At 61.7% G+C, this 15,799-nt stretch carries 13 protein-coding genes; all 13 read right to left on the bottom strand.

Features of this window, described 5'->3' with window-relative positions; genetic code table 11:
• Window positions 1-378: 378 nt before the first annotated feature.
• The 13 genes from MF6394_RS27100 to MF6394_RS27040 all read right to left on the bottom strand — a co-directional run bounded on the left by MF6394_RS27100 (window position 379) and on the right by MF6394_RS27040 (window position 15,309).
• Entirely contained in the window at window positions 379-705 is a 327-nt protein-coding gene (locus MF6394_RS27100; protein ID WP_003189087.1) for a hypothetical protein, read from the bottom strand.
• The gene (locus tag MF6394_RS27095; protein WP_047712721.1) at window positions 702-1,607 is read right to left on the bottom strand and encodes an alpha/beta hydrolase; all 906 of its coding nucleotides are present in this window, start codon (window positions 1,605-1,607) and stop codon (window positions 702-704) included. Before MF6394_RS27095 ends, MF6394_RS27100 begins: the two co-directional genes overlap by 4 nt.
• Window positions 1,608-1,760: 153 nt before the next feature.
• Window positions 1,761-3,038: a flavohemoglobin expression-modulating QEGLA motif protein gene (locus MF6394_RS27090; RefSeq protein ID WP_014717201.1), complete on the bottom strand. Its 1,278-nt coding sequence runs from the start codon at window positions 3,036-3,038 to the stop codon at window positions 1,761-1,763.
• Between the two features lie 52 nt (window positions 3,039-3,090).
• The gene (locus tag MF6394_RS27085; protein ID WP_078467916.1) at window positions 3,091-3,807 is read right to left on the bottom strand and encodes a TetR/AcrR family transcriptional regulator; all 717 of its coding nucleotides are present in this window, start codon (window positions 3,805-3,807) and stop codon (window positions 3,091-3,093) included.
• A gap of 106 nt (window positions 3,808-3,913) precedes the next feature.
• The gene (gene lysS / locus MF6394_RS27080) at window positions 3,914-5,416 is read right to left on the bottom strand and encodes a lysine--tRNA ligase (RefSeq protein ID WP_003189082.1); all 1,503 of its coding nucleotides are present in this window, start codon (window positions 5,414-5,416) and stop codon (window positions 3,914-3,916) included.
• Window positions 5,417-5,495: 79 nt separating this feature from the next.
• Window positions 5,496-6,591, bottom strand: a protein-coding gene (gene prfB / locus MF6394_RS27075) for a peptide chain release factor 2 (protein WP_096001736.1) whose coding sequence is annotated in 2 segments (ribosomal slippage) — window positions 5,496-6,518 and window positions 6,520-6,591 — 1,095 coding nt in all. Because the reading frame shifts where the segments join, the coding sequence is not laid out codon by codon here.
• 289 nt (window positions 6,592-6,880) lie between these two features.
• Window positions 6,881-7,882 (bottom strand): response regulator, encoded by a 1,002-nt coding sequence (locus MF6394_RS27070; RefSeq protein WP_044272245.1) that lies wholly within the window; start codon window positions 7,880-7,882, stop codon window positions 6,881-6,883.
• Between the two features lie 52 nt (window positions 7,883-7,934).
• On the bottom strand, window positions 7,935-8,945 hold the full coding sequence (locus MF6394_RS27065) for a chemotaxis response regulator protein-glutamate methylesterase (protein WP_047712720.1): 1,011 nt from the start codon (window positions 8,943-8,945) through the stop codon (window positions 7,935-7,937).
• Window positions 8,942-11,221, bottom strand: a complete 2,280-nt coding sequence (locus MF6394_RS27060; RefSeq protein ID WP_069558392.1) for a hybrid sensor histidine kinase/response regulator — start codon at window positions 11,219-11,221, stop codon at window positions 8,942-8,944. The genes MF6394_RS27065 and MF6394_RS27060 overlap by 4 nt, the downstream gene beginning before the upstream one ends.
• On the bottom strand, window positions 11,218-11,919 hold the full coding sequence (locus MF6394_RS27055; RefSeq protein WP_078467915.1) for a chemotaxis protein CheW: 702 nt from the start codon (window positions 11,917-11,919) through the stop codon (window positions 11,218-11,220). The genes MF6394_RS27060 and MF6394_RS27055 overlap by 4 nt, the downstream gene beginning before the upstream one ends.
• Window positions 11,916-13,178, bottom strand: coding sequence for a CheR family methyltransferase (locus tag MF6394_RS27050; RefSeq protein ID WP_078467914.1), 1,263 nt, complete (start codon window positions 13,176-13,178; stop codon window positions 11,916-11,918). The genes MF6394_RS27055 and MF6394_RS27050 overlap by 4 nt, the downstream gene beginning before the upstream one ends.
• A complete protein-coding gene (locus MF6394_RS27045) occupies window positions 13,175-13,687 on the bottom strand; it encodes a chemotaxis protein CheW (protein WP_003189072.1) in 513 nt (170 codons plus the stop codon). Before MF6394_RS27045 ends, MF6394_RS27050 begins: the two co-directional genes overlap by 4 nt.
• Window positions 13,687-15,309 carry a methyl-accepting chemotaxis protein gene (locus tag MF6394_RS27040; protein ID WP_044272237.1) on the bottom strand — a complete coding sequence of 541 codons (1,623 nt, stop codon included), beginning with the start codon at window positions 15,307-15,309 and terminating at the stop codon, window positions 13,687-13,689. The genes MF6394_RS27045 and MF6394_RS27040 overlap by 1 nt, the downstream gene beginning before the upstream one ends.
• Between the last annotated feature and the right edge of the window lie 490 nt (window positions 15,310-15,799).

The following is a 15,799-nucleotide window of genomic DNA, read 5'->3' as shown; positions in this document are numbered from 1 at the left end:
TTATCACTGCCTTCCCGCCCCCACTTCGCGTAATTACATCGCTCTTTGTGGCATCAGACGCAATTGGGTTCCAAACAATTTCGTTACGAGATCCTGGCACGTCGATGATGTCTGTAGGGCCGCTGATATGAAAAAACGCCGCTAAAAGGCGGGCTCTGGGAGGGATGCCGATCAGTAGTTGATCGAGCCTTGGCCCGATGCGCCACCTTCACCGCCTTGTGCACCTTGGGCCGCCTGTTTTTCTGCCAGCAGCTTCTGCAGTTTTTCGAGACGCTCATCCCCGCCAGCGCCTTGGGAGCCACCGGAGCCTTGAGCGCCTCCAGCCCCCTGGGAACCACCGGAGCCACCCGAACCGGGAAACTCAACGGTGTGACAGGCTCACTGTTGCAACTGCGGGGTTTCCTGGCCCATGCAACGCACGGCCTGCTTCTTATTGTTCACCAGCACGCCGCTCAAGCCTTTCTGTTCGGTATCAAACATCACCAACACGCCGTCAACGCACTGCGCCACTTGCGCCGCCGGGGTCAGGGAGACCTTGTAATCCTCACCCGGCACGGTCTTGAGCATGGTGAAGTCGCTGAGCAGCAACGCATCTTCCGGCTTGGCGAAGTGCAGGTAGCCGTAGTACCACAGGCAGCCAACGGTACCGATGATGGTGCCGATACCGGTGAGAATCAGCGGGATCATGTTGCGTTCTTCACTCATTGCGGGCTCTCTGATGACTCAACTTTAGGAATAGGGTAATTCGGAATTTCGCCCAGGCGGCGCAAGCCGTTGAAGTGCCGCGGGTCGTCCAGGTAACGCAGCATCACGGTCTGCCAGGTTTTGTCGGCAAAGGTCTGCACATGGCCGCCACGGGTCAGTTGCAACACCCTGGGCGGCGGTGCGGCCTGATACAGGCGGATGCCATTGGCCACCGGCACGATGGGATCATCCAGGCTGTGGAACAGCAGCTTGGGCACGCCGGTCACGCGGGGCATGGCATTGATCGCACTGTCGGCGTCGGGCACCAGCCACGACAGCGGCACCTGCAACGGCCAGGTTAACCAGGAAGTGCTCAAGGCGAATTGTCCTACGTCACGATAACTGGCTGGCACGCCGTCCAGTACCAGCGCTTTGAGTTGGGTTTGACGCTCCGGGTGGGCGGCCAGGTAATGCACCGCCAGTGCACCGCCCAGGCTTTGCCCGAGAATAATCAGCGGTTGACCCTGGGTTTCAGGCGCCTTGTCGATCCAGCCGAAGGCGGCGTCGATATCCTGGTAGATCGCCGGCAGCGATGGCTTGCCTTCCGACAGCCCATAACCACGATAGTCCAGCAACAGTACTTGATAGCCCTGTTCCGGCAACCACCAACTTCCTCCCAGGTGCCAGGCGAGGTTACCGCCGTTGCCGTGCAAATGCAGGACGGTGCCCTTGAGCGGTACACCGGCTTTGGCCGGCAGCCACCAGGCGTGCAGCTTCACCCCGTCTGCGGTGGTGAGCGTGACGTCGCGGTATTGCAGGTGGGCTTTTTCCGGGGTGAACGGCAGGCCGGGCTCGGGGTAGAACAGCAAGGAGCTGCAACCGTTCAATGTGAGTAGCAGGCATAAAATGCCGAGGATTCTCATCCGTTGAAGCCTCGCGAAAGTTCTGAAGACCCATGGAGATCAAATGTGGGAGCTGGCTTGCCTGCGATAGCGGTCTATCAGTTGAATGAGTGCTGGCTGACTCACCGCTATCGCAGGCAAGCCAGCTCCCACATTTTGATTCGGTTTCGTCAGTTAAAGGATATTGGAGTAATCCGCCTCGATCCGGTCCAGGCTCAAGTGGTTGAGGAAGTTGGAGAAGCACATCCAGGCCGCCAGCGCGTTCATGTCGCGAAACTGCTCCGGCAAATACTTGGGCGGCACCACCAGGCCTTCGTCGACCAATTGGCGCAGGGTACGCATGTCTTCAAGGGTGGTCTTGCCGCAGAACAGCAGCGGCACCTGTTCCAGCTTGCCTTTGCGTACGGCGAGCTGAATGTAGTTGTAGACCATGATAAAGCCCTTGAGGTAGGACAAATCCTTGGTAAATGGCAGACCGGTGGGCACCGAACCACGGAAAACCCGGCTGGCATTCCCATAGCTTTCGGCCATTTCAAAGCCTTGCTCGCGGAAGAACTCGAACACCTGCAGGAAGTCGGCCCCCTCCTCCACCATATGGATGGCGCGTGTCCGGTTGGTGAGTTTGCGCAAGCGGCTGGGGTAGGAGGCAAACGTGATGATTTCCATCAGGATCGCCAGGCCTTCCTGGGTAACGGTGGACGACGGCGGGCCCTTGGACAGGAACGTGCAGATCGGCTGGTTCTGGCCGTTGAGGGTGGTGCCCACATGCACCAGGCCTTCATGCACTTCGAGGGCGCGCACGTCGCGGTCGTTGAACATCGCGTCGGCGCGGATCTTGATATAGTCGGCGCCCGCCGCCGCATCGGCGACGATGCCGTCGGACTCGAATACCCGGATGGTTTCTTCCGCCTCGCCAAACACCTTGTTCAGGCGGGTTTGCAGCAGGCTGACCGCATCTTTGGCGGTGAGGGTCTTGGCTTCGTCCTTGAGGTCACCCCGACCGTCGATGTTGTTCAGGTAGTCGGAGAGCATCAGGCCAAGGTCGGCCAGGGTCGGGTCGCCGGCGTGGAACGCATCGGAGGCGGCGCCGTACAGCTCCTGGGAAATCAGGCCGAAGTCCTCGGTGCCGCGCGCTTCAAGCATGCGCACCACCATCCGGTATTCGCGGCACATGCGCCGCATGATCTGCCCCACCGGACTGAATTGCCCAAGGCGACGGGTGATGTCGCGCTCGATGTTCTGGAACTCCAGCTTCACCGCACTGGAATCGAACGACAGCGGCCGGTTCAGGTAGTAATCACGGTCTACGGCAGGCATCGCCTTGCCTTTGGCCTTGAGGAATCCCTGGCGAATGTTCTCGTCCCATTTCACCGCATCGAGAACGCGGATCGGTGTTTGCGCCAGCACAATGCGATCGGACAAGGTGCGTATCGTCTGCTGGTAATCGTCCACCCGGTGCTTCCTCTTTAAACGTTGAACGTTATCAGGCTTTCATCGAACGCTGTCAGACCGAGGCCAATACCAGGTGCATGTAGCGCTTGAGGATTTCAAGCATCTCTTCCCCGGTCAGAGGCTCTGCGCCGCCCAACAGGCCCTGATATTCCATCCGACTGATGATAGCCGTCAACACCTTGGCATCCTGCTGCGGCTCACGGGAACCCAATACCTGGAAAAACTGCCCGGTGCCTTGCAACAGGATCTGTTGATGGGAGCGTACCAGTTCGGCCAGGCGTGGGTTGAGCAGGGCTTCCTGGCGAAAGGCCTGCTCGGCCATCAGGTATTCGCGCCGGTTGGTCAGTTGGCGCAGCACATAGTCGGCGGTCAGGCGTGCGATGTCATCGGCCAGTTGCGAGCGCGACTCCGGGCTACCGTCGCCATAGGCGACCATCTCGCGTAACAGGCCTTCGTTACGCACCCACAGCTTGCCCATGAATGCGGCGCTGCGTTCCACGTACTGGGCGAAGGTGTCGGTGAGCAGGTCGTCGATGTCTTTGAAGTAATAGGTGGTGGCCGACAGCGGCACCCCCGCCTCTGCCGCCACTGCCCGGTGACGCACGGCCCGCACGCCATCGCGCACGACGATACGCATGGCCGCATCGAGAATGTCTTGCCGGCGTTGCTCGCTGCCCCGCCGACTGGCCTTGCGGCCCTGGTACTGAACGCTTTCAGCCACGGCAGCAGCAATGCCGGCGGCACCTTCTTGAGCCATTACGCGGTTCACCACACACATCCTTGAATAGAACAAAACCTGGCGCTGTTTGCTTGACACTCGTACAGGCCACATAAAAAAGCCGCCTTATAAAAGGCGGCTTCGGATTTCGCTACGGTTACGCTTGTGGCCGCATGTGCGGGAACAGGATCACATCGCGGATCGACGGCGAGTTGGTCAACAACATCACCAGACGGTCGATGCCGATGCCTTCACCGGCAGTGGGCGGCATGCCGTATTCCAGGGCCCGTACGAAGTCGGCATCGTAGTGCATGGCTTCGTCGTCACCGGCGTCCTTGTCGGCCACCTGGGCCATGAAACGCTCGGCCTGGTCTTCCGCGTCGTTAAGCTCGGAATAGGCGTTGGCGATTTCGCGGCCACCGATGAACAGCTCGAAACGATCGGTGACGTTCGGGTTGTCGTCGTTGCGACGGGCCAGCGGCGACACTTCGAACGGGTACTGGGTGATGAAGTGCGGCTGTTCCAGCTTGTGCTCCACCAGCTCTTCGAAAATCATCACCTGCAGCTTGCCCAGGCCTTCGAAGCCCAGCACCTTGGCGCCGGCTTTCTTGGCAATGGCACGGGCCTTGTCGATGTCGTTGAGGTCGTCAGCGGTCAGCTCGGGGTTGTACTTGAGGATCGAGTCGAACACCGACAGGCGCACGAATGGCTCGCCGAAGTGGAACACCTTGTCGCCGTACGGCACGTCGGTGCTGCCCAGCACCAGCTGTGCCAGCTCGCGGAACAGCTCTTCGGTCAGGTCCATGTTGTCTTCGTAGTCGGCGTAGGCCTGGTAGAACTCCAACATGGTGAATTCTGGGTTGTGACGGGTCGAGACGCCTTCGTTGCGGAAGTTGCGGTTGATCTCGAACACTTTCTCGAAGCCGCCAACCACCAGGCGCTTGAGGTACAGCTCCGGCGCGATACGCAGGAACATTTCCATGTCCAGCGCGTTGTGGTGGGTTTCGAACGGCTTGGCTGCGGCACCACCCGGGATGGTCTGCAGCATCGGGGTTTCGACTTCCAGAAAGTCACGCTGCATCAGGAAGCTGCGGATGTGGGCAATGACTTGCGAGCGCACGCGGAAGGTCTGGCGCACGTCTTCGTTGACGATCAGGTCAACGTAGCGCTGGCGATAGCGCTGTTCGGTGTCGGTCAGGCCGTGGTGCTTGTCTGGCAGCGGGCGCAGGGACTTGGTCAGCAGGCGCACGTTGGTCATCTCGACGTACAGGTCGCCCTTGCCGGAACGGGCCAGGGTGCCTTCGGCGGCGATGATGTCGCCCATGTCCCAGGTCTTCACCGAGGCCAGGGTTTCTTCGGACAGGGTCTTGCGGTTGACGTAGACCTGAATGCGACCGGTCATGTCCTGGATCACCATGAACGAGCCACGGTTGAGCATGATGCGACCTGCCACCTTGACCGGGATCGCAGCCTCTGCCAGTTCTTCCTTGGTCTTGTCCGCGTATTGCTTCTGCAAGGCATCGCAGTAGTTGTCGCGGCGGAAGTCGTTGGGGAAGGCGTTACCCTTGGCGCGCTCGGCAGCAAGCTTTTCCTTGCGCAGGGCGATCAGGGAGTTTTCTTCCTGTTGCAGGGCTTGCGGGTCGAGTTGTTGGTCGCTCATGTCTTTAAATATTCCATCAGGTTCGTTGTCCCCAGCCTTCGGCGGGGGATCGCGGGCAAGCCCGCTCCCACAGAGGGTGTTAGAGGCCGGATTTCAGGCTGGCTTCCAGGTATTCGTCGATATCGCCGTCGAGTACCTTGTCGCAGTCGCTGCGTTCGATGTTAGTGCGCAGATCCTTGATCCGCGAGGCATCGAGCACGTACGAACGGATCTGGTGACCCCAGCCGATATCCGACTTGGTGTCTTCCAGCGCTTGGGAAGCGGCGTTGCGCTTCTGCATTTCCTGCTCGTACAACTTGGCCCGCAGCATTTTCATGGCGGTGTCCTTGTTGGCGTGCTGGGAACGTTCGTTCTGGCAGCTGACCACGGTGTTGGTCGGTACGTGGGTAATACGTACGGCCGAGTCAGTGGTGTTTACGTGCTGGCCACCGGCACCGGAGGAACGGTAGGTGTCGATCCGCAGGTCGGCCGGGTTGATCTCGATTTCCACCTTGTCGTCGATCTCTGGCGAGACGAACACCGCAGAGAATGAGGTGTGGCGACGGTTGCCGGAGTCGAACGGGCTCTTGCGCACCAGGCGGTGCACGCCGATCTCTGTGCGCAGCCAGCCAAAGGCGTATTCGCCCTTGATGTGCACGGTCGCGCCCTTGATACCGGCCACTTCACCGGCGGACAGTTCCATGATGGTCGCGTCGAAACCGCGTTTGTCGGCCCAGCGCAGGTACATGCGCAGCAGGATGTTGGCCCAGTCCTGGGCCTCGGTGCCGCCGGAACCGGCCTGGATATCCAGGTAGGCGTTGTTCGGGTCCATTTCATGGCTGAACATGCGGCGGAATTCAAGCTTGGCGAGGTTTTCCTCGAGACGGGCCAGCTCGGCGACGACATCGCCCACTGCGCCTTCGTCGTTTTCTTCGACGGCCATGTCCAGCAGGTCGCGGCAATCACCCAGGCCGGTGTTCAGTTCGTCGAGGGTATCGACGATCTGTGCCAGCGCAGCGCGCTCGCGCCCCAGTTCCTGGGCGTATTCAGGTTTGTTCCAGACACTCGGATCTTCAAGCTCGCGATTGACCTCGGTCAGACGCTCATGCTTTTGATCGTAGTCAAAGATACCCCCGAATAGTTTCGGAGCGCTCGGACAGGTCCTTGATGGTGTTAAGGATCGGGTTGATTTCCATGGCGGGCAGCACTCGTTGGCGAACTTTTGAAAGCCGGCGAGTATAACGGCAAACAGCTGGAAACGGCAGCCCGCTTGGCCGAAAAGGCGGGGGTTTGTACACGATCCCAAGACCGATGAAGATTGAAATGTGGGAGCGGGCTTGCTCGCGAAAGCGCGATACCAGTCACTAAATGCGTTGACTGACCCACCGCATTCGCGAGCAAGCCCGCTCCCACAGGGGATCTGCGCTTAACTGACGGGCATTAAGGCTTGCCCCTTCCACATTGGGGGTTGGGCGGCGCTGGGGATTACTCGATGCCCACCTGATTACGCCCATTGTTCTTGGCCGTGTACAAGCCCTTGTCCGCCGCCATGATCAACTGCCGACAGTCCGTGCCCTGAGCCGGCGTCAACGTCGACAGCCCAATACTGATGGTCAGGCTGGCACCTTCCGCCGGGGCGATGTGCGGGATTTTCAACGCCGCCACCGCCATGCGTAGTTTTTCCGCGACCAGGCGTGCGCCGCCCGGCGAGGTGCTGGGCAGGACCAGCGCGAACTCTTCGCCGCCGTAGCGCGCCGGCAAATCCGAAGGGCGGCTGCTGGCTTCACGGATGGTGTTGGCGACTTTGCGCAAGGCTTCGTCGCCCTCGACGTGGCCGAAGCTGTCGTTGAAGGTCTTGAAGAAGTCCACGTCGATCATCAGCAGCGACAGTTGGGTCTGGTCGCGCATGGCGCGGCGCCATTCCAGCTCCAGGTATTCGTCGAAGTGGCGGCGGTTGGAGAGCCCGGTCAGGCCGTCGGAGTTCATCAGACGTTGCAGCACCAGGTTGGTGTCCAACAACTGTTGCTGGCTGACGCGCAACGCGCGGTAGGCCGCGTCGCGCTGCAACAGGGTCATGTAGGAGCGCGAGTGATAGCGGATGCGCGCCACCAACTCGATGTTGTCCGGCAGCTTGACCAGGTAATCGTTGGCCCCGGCCGCAAAGGCCGCGCTCTTGATCAGCGGGTCTTCCTTGGTGGACAGCACGATGATGGGGATATTCGCGGTGGCCGGGTGATTGCGGTATTCACGCACCAGGGTCAGGCCGTCCAGGCCCGGCATCACCAGGTCTTGCAGGATCACCGTGGGCTTGATGCGGATCGCCTGGGCAATGGCCTGGTGCGGGTCGGCACAAAAGTGGAAGTCGATGTTCTCTTCATGGGCCAGGCCACGCCGCACGGCTTCACCGATCATGGCCTGGTCGTCGACCAGCAACACCATGGCGGCGTTTTCGTCGGTCTTGAAGTCGTCGAGCTGTAAATCATTCATGTGCAGTCACCTGAATTACTACCTGCAAGCCAGCACGGCGGGAGATTTTTGTTCATTTTGCAAAGACCTCCAGCAATCGGGGCGCAATTCTATCCAGTGGGCGAATTTCAACAGCAGCGTCAATCGCCGCCGCCGCTTTGGGCATGCCATACACCGCCGAGCTCTGTTGGTCCTGGGCGATGGTCAAATATCCTTGTTCGCGCATCAGCTTGAGGCCTTGGGCGCCGTCGCGCCCCATGCCGGTGAGCAAGACGCCGACGGCGTCACCGTTCCAGTGGCTGGCGACGCTTTCGAAAAACACGTCGATCGACGGCCGGTAAATCTCGTTCACCGGCTCTGCGGTATAGGCTAGCGTGCCATTTTTCAACAAGCGAATATGATGGTTGGTGCCGGCCAGCAATACCACGCCGGGTTGAGGCGGCTCGCCTTCACAGGCCAGGCGCACCGGCAGACCTGAAGCGCTGCTCAACCACTCGGCCATGCCGGCGGCAAACACCTGGTCCACGTGCTGCACCAGCACGATGGCGGCGGGAAAATCCCGGGGCAAGCCCTTGAGCAGGGCTTCCAGGGCCGCCGGCCCACCGGCCGAAGATCCAATGGCGACCAGCCGTTGACGCTTGCCGGTGACCCGCTGCGGCGGGGTTTCGGCACGCACTCGGGTACCACGCTGGCCGATCAGCCAGCCAATATTAAGGATCTTGCGCAACAGCGGCGCCGCCGCATCCTTGGGGTTGCCCACGCCCAGTGCCGGGGTGTCCACCACATCCAGGGCGCCGTGGCCCATGGCTTCGAACACACGGCTGACGTTGGCCTGGCGGTCGACAGTGACGATCACGATCGGGCATGGCGTGTCGGCCATGATCTGCCGGGTAGCTTCCACGCCGTCCATCACCGGCATGATCAAATCCATCAGGATCAGGTCCGGGGTCAGCTCGGCACAACGTTGCACCGCTTCCAGGCCATTGCTGGCCACCCACACCACTTCATGGGCGGGCTCGTAACTCAAGGCACGACGCAAGGCTTCCACCGCCAGAGGCATGTCATTGACGATCGCAATCCTCATGCCCGGGCGCCTCCAATCAGTTCAACCACGGCGTCGAGCAAGGCGTCGTCATGGAAACTGGCTTTGGCTAAATAATAGTCGGCCCCGGCGTCGAGGCCACGGCGGCGGTCTTCTTCACGATCCTTGTAAGAAACCACCATCACCGGCAACGATTGCAGGCGACTGTCACGGCGCAAAAGTGTGACCAATTCAATACCGTCCATGCGAGGCATATCAATATCAGTGATAAGCAGGTCGAAGTCCTCGGAGCGCAATGCGTTCCAGCCATCCATGCCATCGACCGCAACAGCGACTTCATAACCACGATTGAGTAATAATTTGCGTTGCAGCTCGCGCACCGTCAGTGAGTCGTCCACCACCAGCACACGCTTGCGCGGCGCTTCGGTGGCCTGCTGGCTGCGCCGGGCAATGCGCTCCAGGCGACCGGTGTTGAGCAATTTATCCACCGAACGCAGCATGTCTTCGACATCGACGATCAACACCACCGAGCCGTCATCGAGCAAGGCCCCGGCGGAAATGTCCTGGACCTTGCCCAGGCGATCATCCAGCGGCAACACCACCAGGGTGCGCTCGCCGATAAAACGCTCCACGGCAATCCCGTACACGGCATCGCGTTCGCGGATCACCACCACTTTCAAGGTATCTGACGGGGTCTGCCCCGGCGGGCGCTGCAGCAACTGGCTAGCGGCAACCAGGCCGACGTGCCGGCCCTCATGCCAGAAGTGCTGGCGGCCTTCCAACTGCACGATGTCGTCGGGGGCCAGGTCGCACATGCGTTCGATATGCGCCAGGGGGAAGGCATAGGCTTCTTCGCCGACTTCTACCACCAGGCTGCGCACCACCGACAAGGTCAACGGCACCTCCAGATGGAAGCGGCTGCCCTGCCCTGCTGTCTGTTCCAGCACCACCGCGCCGCGCAACTGGCGAACCATATGCTGCACCGCGTCCAGGCCCACACCGCGCCCGGACACTTCGGTGACCTTGTCGCGCAGGCTGAACCCCGGCAGGAACAGGAACGTGAGCAGCTCTTCTTCGCTCAGGCGCAAGGCCGTTTCCACCGGCGACAGGTGCCGGTCGACGATAGTGCCGCGCAGGCGCTCGAGGTCGACACCGTTGCCGTCATCGCTCAGCTCCAGCACCAGCAGCCCGGCCTGATGGGACGCGCGCAGGCGAATCAAGCCTTCCGCCGGCTTGCCCGCCAGCACGCGCTGCTCAGGGGTTTCGATGCCGTGGTCGACCGCATTGCGCAATAAATGGGTGAGCGGCGCTTCGAGCTTTTCCAGTACGTCACGGTCGACCTGGGTCTTTTCGCCCTCAATCTCCAGGCGCACCTGCTTGCCCAGGCTACGACCGAGGTCACGCACCATGCGCACCTGCCCGGCCAGCACGTCGGCAAACGGCCGCATGCGGCAGGCCAAGGCGGTGTCGTAGAGCACCTGGGCACGCTGGCCGGCCTGCCAACCGAACTCATCCAGCTCGGCGTTTTTTTCCGCCAGCAGGGCCTGGGCTTCACTCAGCAGGCGACGGGTATCGGCCAGGGCTTCCTGGGCTTCCAGGTTCAGATCCAGGGATTTGAGCTGGCCATCCAGGGCGTCGAGGGCACGCAAGCTGTTGCTCTGAATGCGCTTGAGCCGCTGCAGGCTGGCCAGGTACGGCTTGAGCCGCTGGGTTTCCACCAGGGATTTGCTGGACAAGTCCAACAGGCTGTTCAAGCGCTCGGCTGTGACCCGCAGCACCCGCTCGCCGCCTTCGGTCATGCGCTTGTTCTGGCGCGGGGCTTCGCTACTGACCGCTGGCGCGGGCTCCAGCTCAGGCTCCAGCAGCAACGCGTCAACCGGCGGCGCGCTGATGGGCTCGGGTTTTGGCACCGGCGTGGCAATCGGCTGCGAGGGGTCGAGCAAGCGCTCCATCAGCGCTACGTACGCTTCGATATCCGCCGGCCCCACATCGTTGCCCGGGGTGGCGATACGCATCAGCAGGTCGGTGCCTTGCAGCAACGCGTCGATATGTTCAGGTTGCAGGTACAGGCGGCCCTCCTGGGCGCTGACCAGGCAATCTTCCATGACATGGGCCACGCTGACCCCGGCATCCACGCCGACAATCCGCGCCGCCCCTTTAAGTGAATGCGCGGCGCGCATGCAGGCTTCGAGCTGGTCGGCCTGGGTCGGGTTGCGCTCCAGCGCCAGCAGGCCCGCGCTCAATACCTGGGTCTGCGCGTCCGCTTCCAGGCTGAACAGTTCCAACAGCGAGGCATCGCGCATCTGGTCGGGGGTCATGCGAGGCTCCGGGTCACGGCGGACAACAATTGCGCTTCGTCCAGCCAACGCAGGCTGCGGCCTTTCCACTGCAACACGCCTTGGGTGTAGCGTGCGCTGGCCTGGGTGCCGGACACCGATGCGGCCTTCAAGGTGCGCTCATCGATGGCGTGGATGCCGTCTACTTCATCTACCGGTACGACGACCGGGCCGTCCTGGGCAGCGATGATCAGCATGCGCGGCATGATCCGCCCGCCGCTGGCGCCGGCACTGGTGCTGTCCAGGCCCAACAGTTCCACCAGTGACAGGCACGCCACCAGCGCCCCGCGTACGTTGGCCACGCCCAGCAGCGCTCGGGAACGCTGGTGCGGCAGCGAGTGGATCGGCTGCAACGGCGCCACTTCCACCAGGCAGCGGGTGGCGATACCGAGCCATTCTTCGCCGAGGCGGAACATCAACAGCGAACGGGTGACCACCTCGTTATCCGCTTCGGCAGTTGCCTGCGCGTGATGGTCGTCCTGTTGCAGCGCGTAGCGGTCAAGCAGGCGCGTGGCAGCGGCGGAATATACCGAGCAATTGCGGCAGTGGATGTGCTCAGCCAACAACGGGCAGGACTTGTCGCCATGGATACCGATGCGGTTCCAACAGTCGTCAATGGCTTGGGTGTCAGTCAGCGTCAGGTCCAGGCCTGCGGTGTCGAGCACGTCAGGGCTACTCATCGTTTGGACTCACTGTCAGCTCGCTCGCTACGGGCGGCGCGTGCCTGAAGACGACGCGCACCGGCACTGTCGCCCTGGGACTCGAGCAACGCGGCCAGGTGCATCAGGGCCTGGGGATGCTGCGGTTCCAGATACAGGGCTTTTCGGTAATACCCTTGGGCCTCCAGGGCACTGCCAGCCACATCGCTGAGCAGCCCCAGCCAATAAAACACCTGGGCGGCCGGTGGGTGGCTGCTCAAATACCGCTCGCAGGCCGCACGGGCCTCGGCACTTTTGCCCTCGTTGGCCAGGGTTGCGATCTGGCTGAGCAAATCCCCGGCATCGGTAGGCACCCCTTTGACCGGCGGCACGTGGGGGCTGACCGTGCTGAACGGCCGCGGCTTGAGCGGTATGGGCGCCGCCCTGCGCTGCGGTAGCGGCGCGGGCGTCGGTTTGACCACAGGTGCTGGCGGCGGGGTCGGTTCTACATGCCGACTGAAAGCGAAGGACTGCGGCACGCCGATGGAGCGCATACCGTGGCGCCCCAGCAGGCTGCCCTCGGCTGGGCCGATAAACAGCACGCCGTCCACGTGAGTCAACGCCTTGAGCACATCAAACACTTGTTTCTGGGTCGGCTGGTCGAAGTAGATCAGCAGGTTGCGGCAGAACACAAAGTCGTAGGTTGGCTCGTTCGCCAGCAGTGCCGGGTCCAGCAAGTTGCCGACTTGCAGGCGCACTTGTTCGCGCACTCGGTCGGCGATGCGGTAACTGCCTGCGTCTTCAGTGAAGTGGCGGTCGCGAAACTCAAGGTCGGCGCCGCGAAACGAGTTCTTGCCATACACGCCCCGCCGCGCGCGCTCCACAGACAGCGGGCTGACATCCATGCCCTGCACTTTGAACTGGTGGGGCGCCAAACCCGCATCGAGCAAGGCCATGGCAATCGAATAGGGCTCTTCGCCGGTCGAACACGGCAGGCTGAGAATGCGCAGGGCGCGCATCTGGTTAATCTCGGCCAGGCGCACCTGGGCCAGTCGGGCCAGGGTGGCAAAGGATTCGGGATAGCGGAAAAACCAGGTCTCGGGGACGATCACCGCTTCGATCAGCGCTTGCTGCTCGTCATGGGAGGTTTGCAGGTGCTGCCAGTAAGCCTGCGCCGACGGCGACTGGGACGACTGGCAGCGCTGGCGCACCGCGCGTTCGATGATCGCCTCGCCCACCGAAGCGACGTCCAGGCCGATGCGTTCTTTCAAGAACGCGAAAAACCGCGGGTCATTGCTCATAGGCTCAACTCGGCACAGAACAACAAGGCGCGCACTGGCGCGGTCAACAGATCCGCGACGCCAATCCACTGCATCAAGCCTTGGGCATCCTCGCGCACCGGCCCCAGGTACGGCGCCTGCTGGTTGTCCAGGCCATAGGGCTGGAACTCGGCGGGGTCGCAACGCAGGGTGTCGGTGGCCTGTTCCAGGATCAGCCCCAGCCAACGCGCCTCACTCCAGGGCTGCGGTTGGTAATTGACCAGCACCAGGCGCGTACTGGTGCGCGCCTGGGCCGAAGTGCCGAAGGTCAGCGCGCTCAAGTCGATGACCGGCACCAGCACCCCACGATGGGCGAAGATACCCGCCACCCATAAGGGCGCTTGGGCGATGGGTTTAAGCGCCAGGCGCGGCAGCACCTCGGCCACTTCGGTGGCCTTGAGGGCAAAACGTTCGTTGCCGATGCGAAACACCAGGAACAACGCCTTTTTCGCTGCCGGGACGGCACCGCGTTTAGCCGCGAGCTCGCTCATCAGACTTTGAAACGCGAGACGCCGCTGCGCAGACCGACCGCAACCTGGCTCAGTTCATCAATGGCAAAGCTGGCCTGGCGCAGGGATTCGACGGTCTGGCTGCTGGCATCGCCCAATTGCACCAGCGCGTGGTTGATCTGCTCGGCGCCGGTGGCCTGGGCCTGCATGCCTTCGTTGACCATCAACACCCGCGGCGCCAGGGCCTGTACCTGATGGATGATCTGCGACAGTTGCTCGCCCACTTGTTGCACCTCAGACATGCCCCGGCGCACCTCCTCGGAAAACTTGTCCATGCCCATCACCCCCGCCGACACCGCCGACTGGATCTCGCGCACCATCTGTTCGATGTCGTAGGTCGCCACGGCGGTCTGATCGGCCAGGCGACGCACTTCGGTGGCAACCACGGCAAAGCCGCGCCCGTATTCACCGGCTTTCTCTGCCTCGATGGCCGCGTTGAGGGACAACAGGTTGGTCTGGTCGGCCACCTTGACGATGGTCACTACCACCTGGTTGATGTTGCCAGCCTTCTCATTGAGGATCGCCAGCTTGGCGTTGACCAAGTCGGCGGCGCCCATCACCGAGTGCATGGTTTCTTCCATGCGGGCCAGGCCCTGCTGGCCGGAACCTGCTGCCACCGAGGCCTGGTCGGCGGCGGTGGACACTTCGGTCATGGTGCGGACCAAGTCTTTGGACGTGGCGGCGATTTCGCGGGATGTGGCGCCGATTTCGGTGGTCGTCGCCGCGGTTTCTGTCGCGGTGGCCTGTTGCTGCTTGGAGGTCGCGGCAATCTCGGTGACCGAGGTAGTGACCTGTACCGATGAGCGCTGCGCCTGGGACACCAGTGCAGTCAGCTCGGTCATCATGTCGTTGAAGCCGGTTTCGACTGCGTTGAATTCGTCCTTGCGCTCCAGGTTCAGGCGCTTGCTCAGGTCGCCGGTGCGCATGACTTCAAGGATTTGAACGATGCGCTGCATGGGCGCCATGATCGCGCGCATCAGCAACAGGCCGCACAGCGCGGCGGCGAGAATTGCCAGCAGCAGCGAGACGCCCATGCTGATCTTCGCGGCCGCTACCGCATCATCGATGGCGGCGGTGGCGTTGTCGGCGACCTGTTTGTTCTCGTTGATAATGTCATTGAGCTTCATGCGGCCTGCGGTCCAGGCGGGGGTCAGTTGCTCGTTGAACAACCTCAGCGCTTCGGCTGAATTGTTGCTCTGATGTGCTTCCAGGACCTGAGCGAGAATCCGATTGTAGTTCTGATGCAGTTTTTCGAAGGCATCGAACTCGGTGCGATCCTGATCGATATTGATCGTCGCCGCATAGCTACCCATGTGCTGTTCGAGCCGTGCTTCGAAAGACTTGTAGTCCTGCTTGTCAACCTCGGAAATGCCCTGGTTCTTGTGGATACCGACCAGTTCCTGGGTTTGCAGGTAGCTGTCGACCCAGGCGCTGCGAATCATCGAGCTGAAAAACACCCCCGGCACTGCATCGTCTCGGACTGAGTTTTCGCTGACTTCGATTTTCAGCAGGCGTGAATACGAGACTACGACCATCAGCAGCATGATCGCGATAATTACCGCAAAGCTCGCCAAAATCCTTTGGCGCAGGGTCCAGTTCTTCACAGTAATTCCTCGAGGGCCGTTCAAATGGAGGGGAGTATAGCTGAGCGGCTGCGCGCTTTTATCAAGGCTTTTGATGTGCAGTGCACAGAATGCAGATGTGCTCGCGTTGGCCACAGCTATCTACACAATTTTGGTACGACGCTGGACCTGTGGGGAGGGAGCTTGCTCCCGTGACGGCCTGGTAGCCGACGCCTATTCACCTGCCCCCCCACAATCCCAGACACCCCGCGATCCAACTGTGGGAGCGGGCTTGCTCGCGAAGGAGGCCTCCCAGCCTACGGTTATCTACCTGACGCCCCGCGACCCAACTGTGGGAGCTGGCTTGCCTGCGAAGGCGGCCTAACAGCCTACGGCTATCTACCTGACTCCCCGCGACCCAACTGTGGGAGCTGGCTTGCCTGCGAAGGCGGCCTAACAGCCTACGGCTATCTACCTGACTCCCCGCGACCCAACTGTGGGAGCTGGCTTGCCTGCGAAGGCGGCCTAACAG

The sequence above is a fragment of the Pseudomonas sp. MF6394 genome (assembly GCF_002018845.1).
GTDB lineage: Bacteria > Pseudomonadota > Gammaproteobacteria > Pseudomonadales > Pseudomonadaceae > Aquipseudomonas > Aquipseudomonas lactis.
The sequence above is the reverse complement of the archived record's forward strand: the minus strand, read 5'-3'. Positions and strand labels throughout refer to the sequence as shown.

What these genes read in the sequence shown, in the direction of transcription:
- MF6394_RS27100 (WP_003189087.1), bottom strand. Translation starts at nt 705, where the DNA reads ATGAGTGAAGAACGCAACATGATCCCGCTGATTCTCACCGGTATCGGC.
- MF6394_RS27095 (WP_047712721.1), bottom strand. Translation starts at nt 1,607, where the DNA reads ATGAGAATCCTCGGCATTTTATGCCTGCTACTCACATTGAACGGTTGC.
- lysS (WP_003189082.1), bottom strand. Translation starts at nt 5,416, where the DNA reads ATGAGCGACCAACAACTCGACCCGCAAGCCCTGCAACAGGAAGAAAAC.
- MF6394_RS27070 (WP_044272245.1), bottom strand. Translation starts at nt 7,882, where the DNA reads ATGAATGATTTACAGCTCGACGACTTCAAGACCGACGAAAACGCCGCC.
- MF6394_RS27065 (WP_047712720.1), bottom strand. Translation starts at nt 8,945, where the DNA reads ATGAGGATTGCGATCGTCAATGACATGCCTCTGGCGGTGGAAGCCTTG.
- MF6394_RS27060 (WP_069558392.1), bottom strand. Translation starts at nt 11,221, where the DNA reads ATGACCCCCGACCAGATGCGCGATGCCTCGCTGTTGGAACTGTTCAGC.
- MF6394_RS27055 (WP_078467915.1), bottom strand. Translation starts at nt 11,919, where the DNA reads ATGAGTAGCCCTGACGTGCTCGACACCGCAGGCCTGGACCTGACGCTG.
- MF6394_RS27050 (WP_078467914.1), bottom strand. Translation starts at nt 13,178, where the DNA reads ATGAGCAATGACCCGCGGTTTTTCGCGTTCTTGAAAGAACGCATCGGC.
- MF6394_RS27045 (WP_003189072.1), bottom strand. Translation starts at nt 13,687, where the DNA reads ATGAGCGAGCTCGCGGCTAAACGCGGTGCCGTCCCGGCAGCGAAAAAG.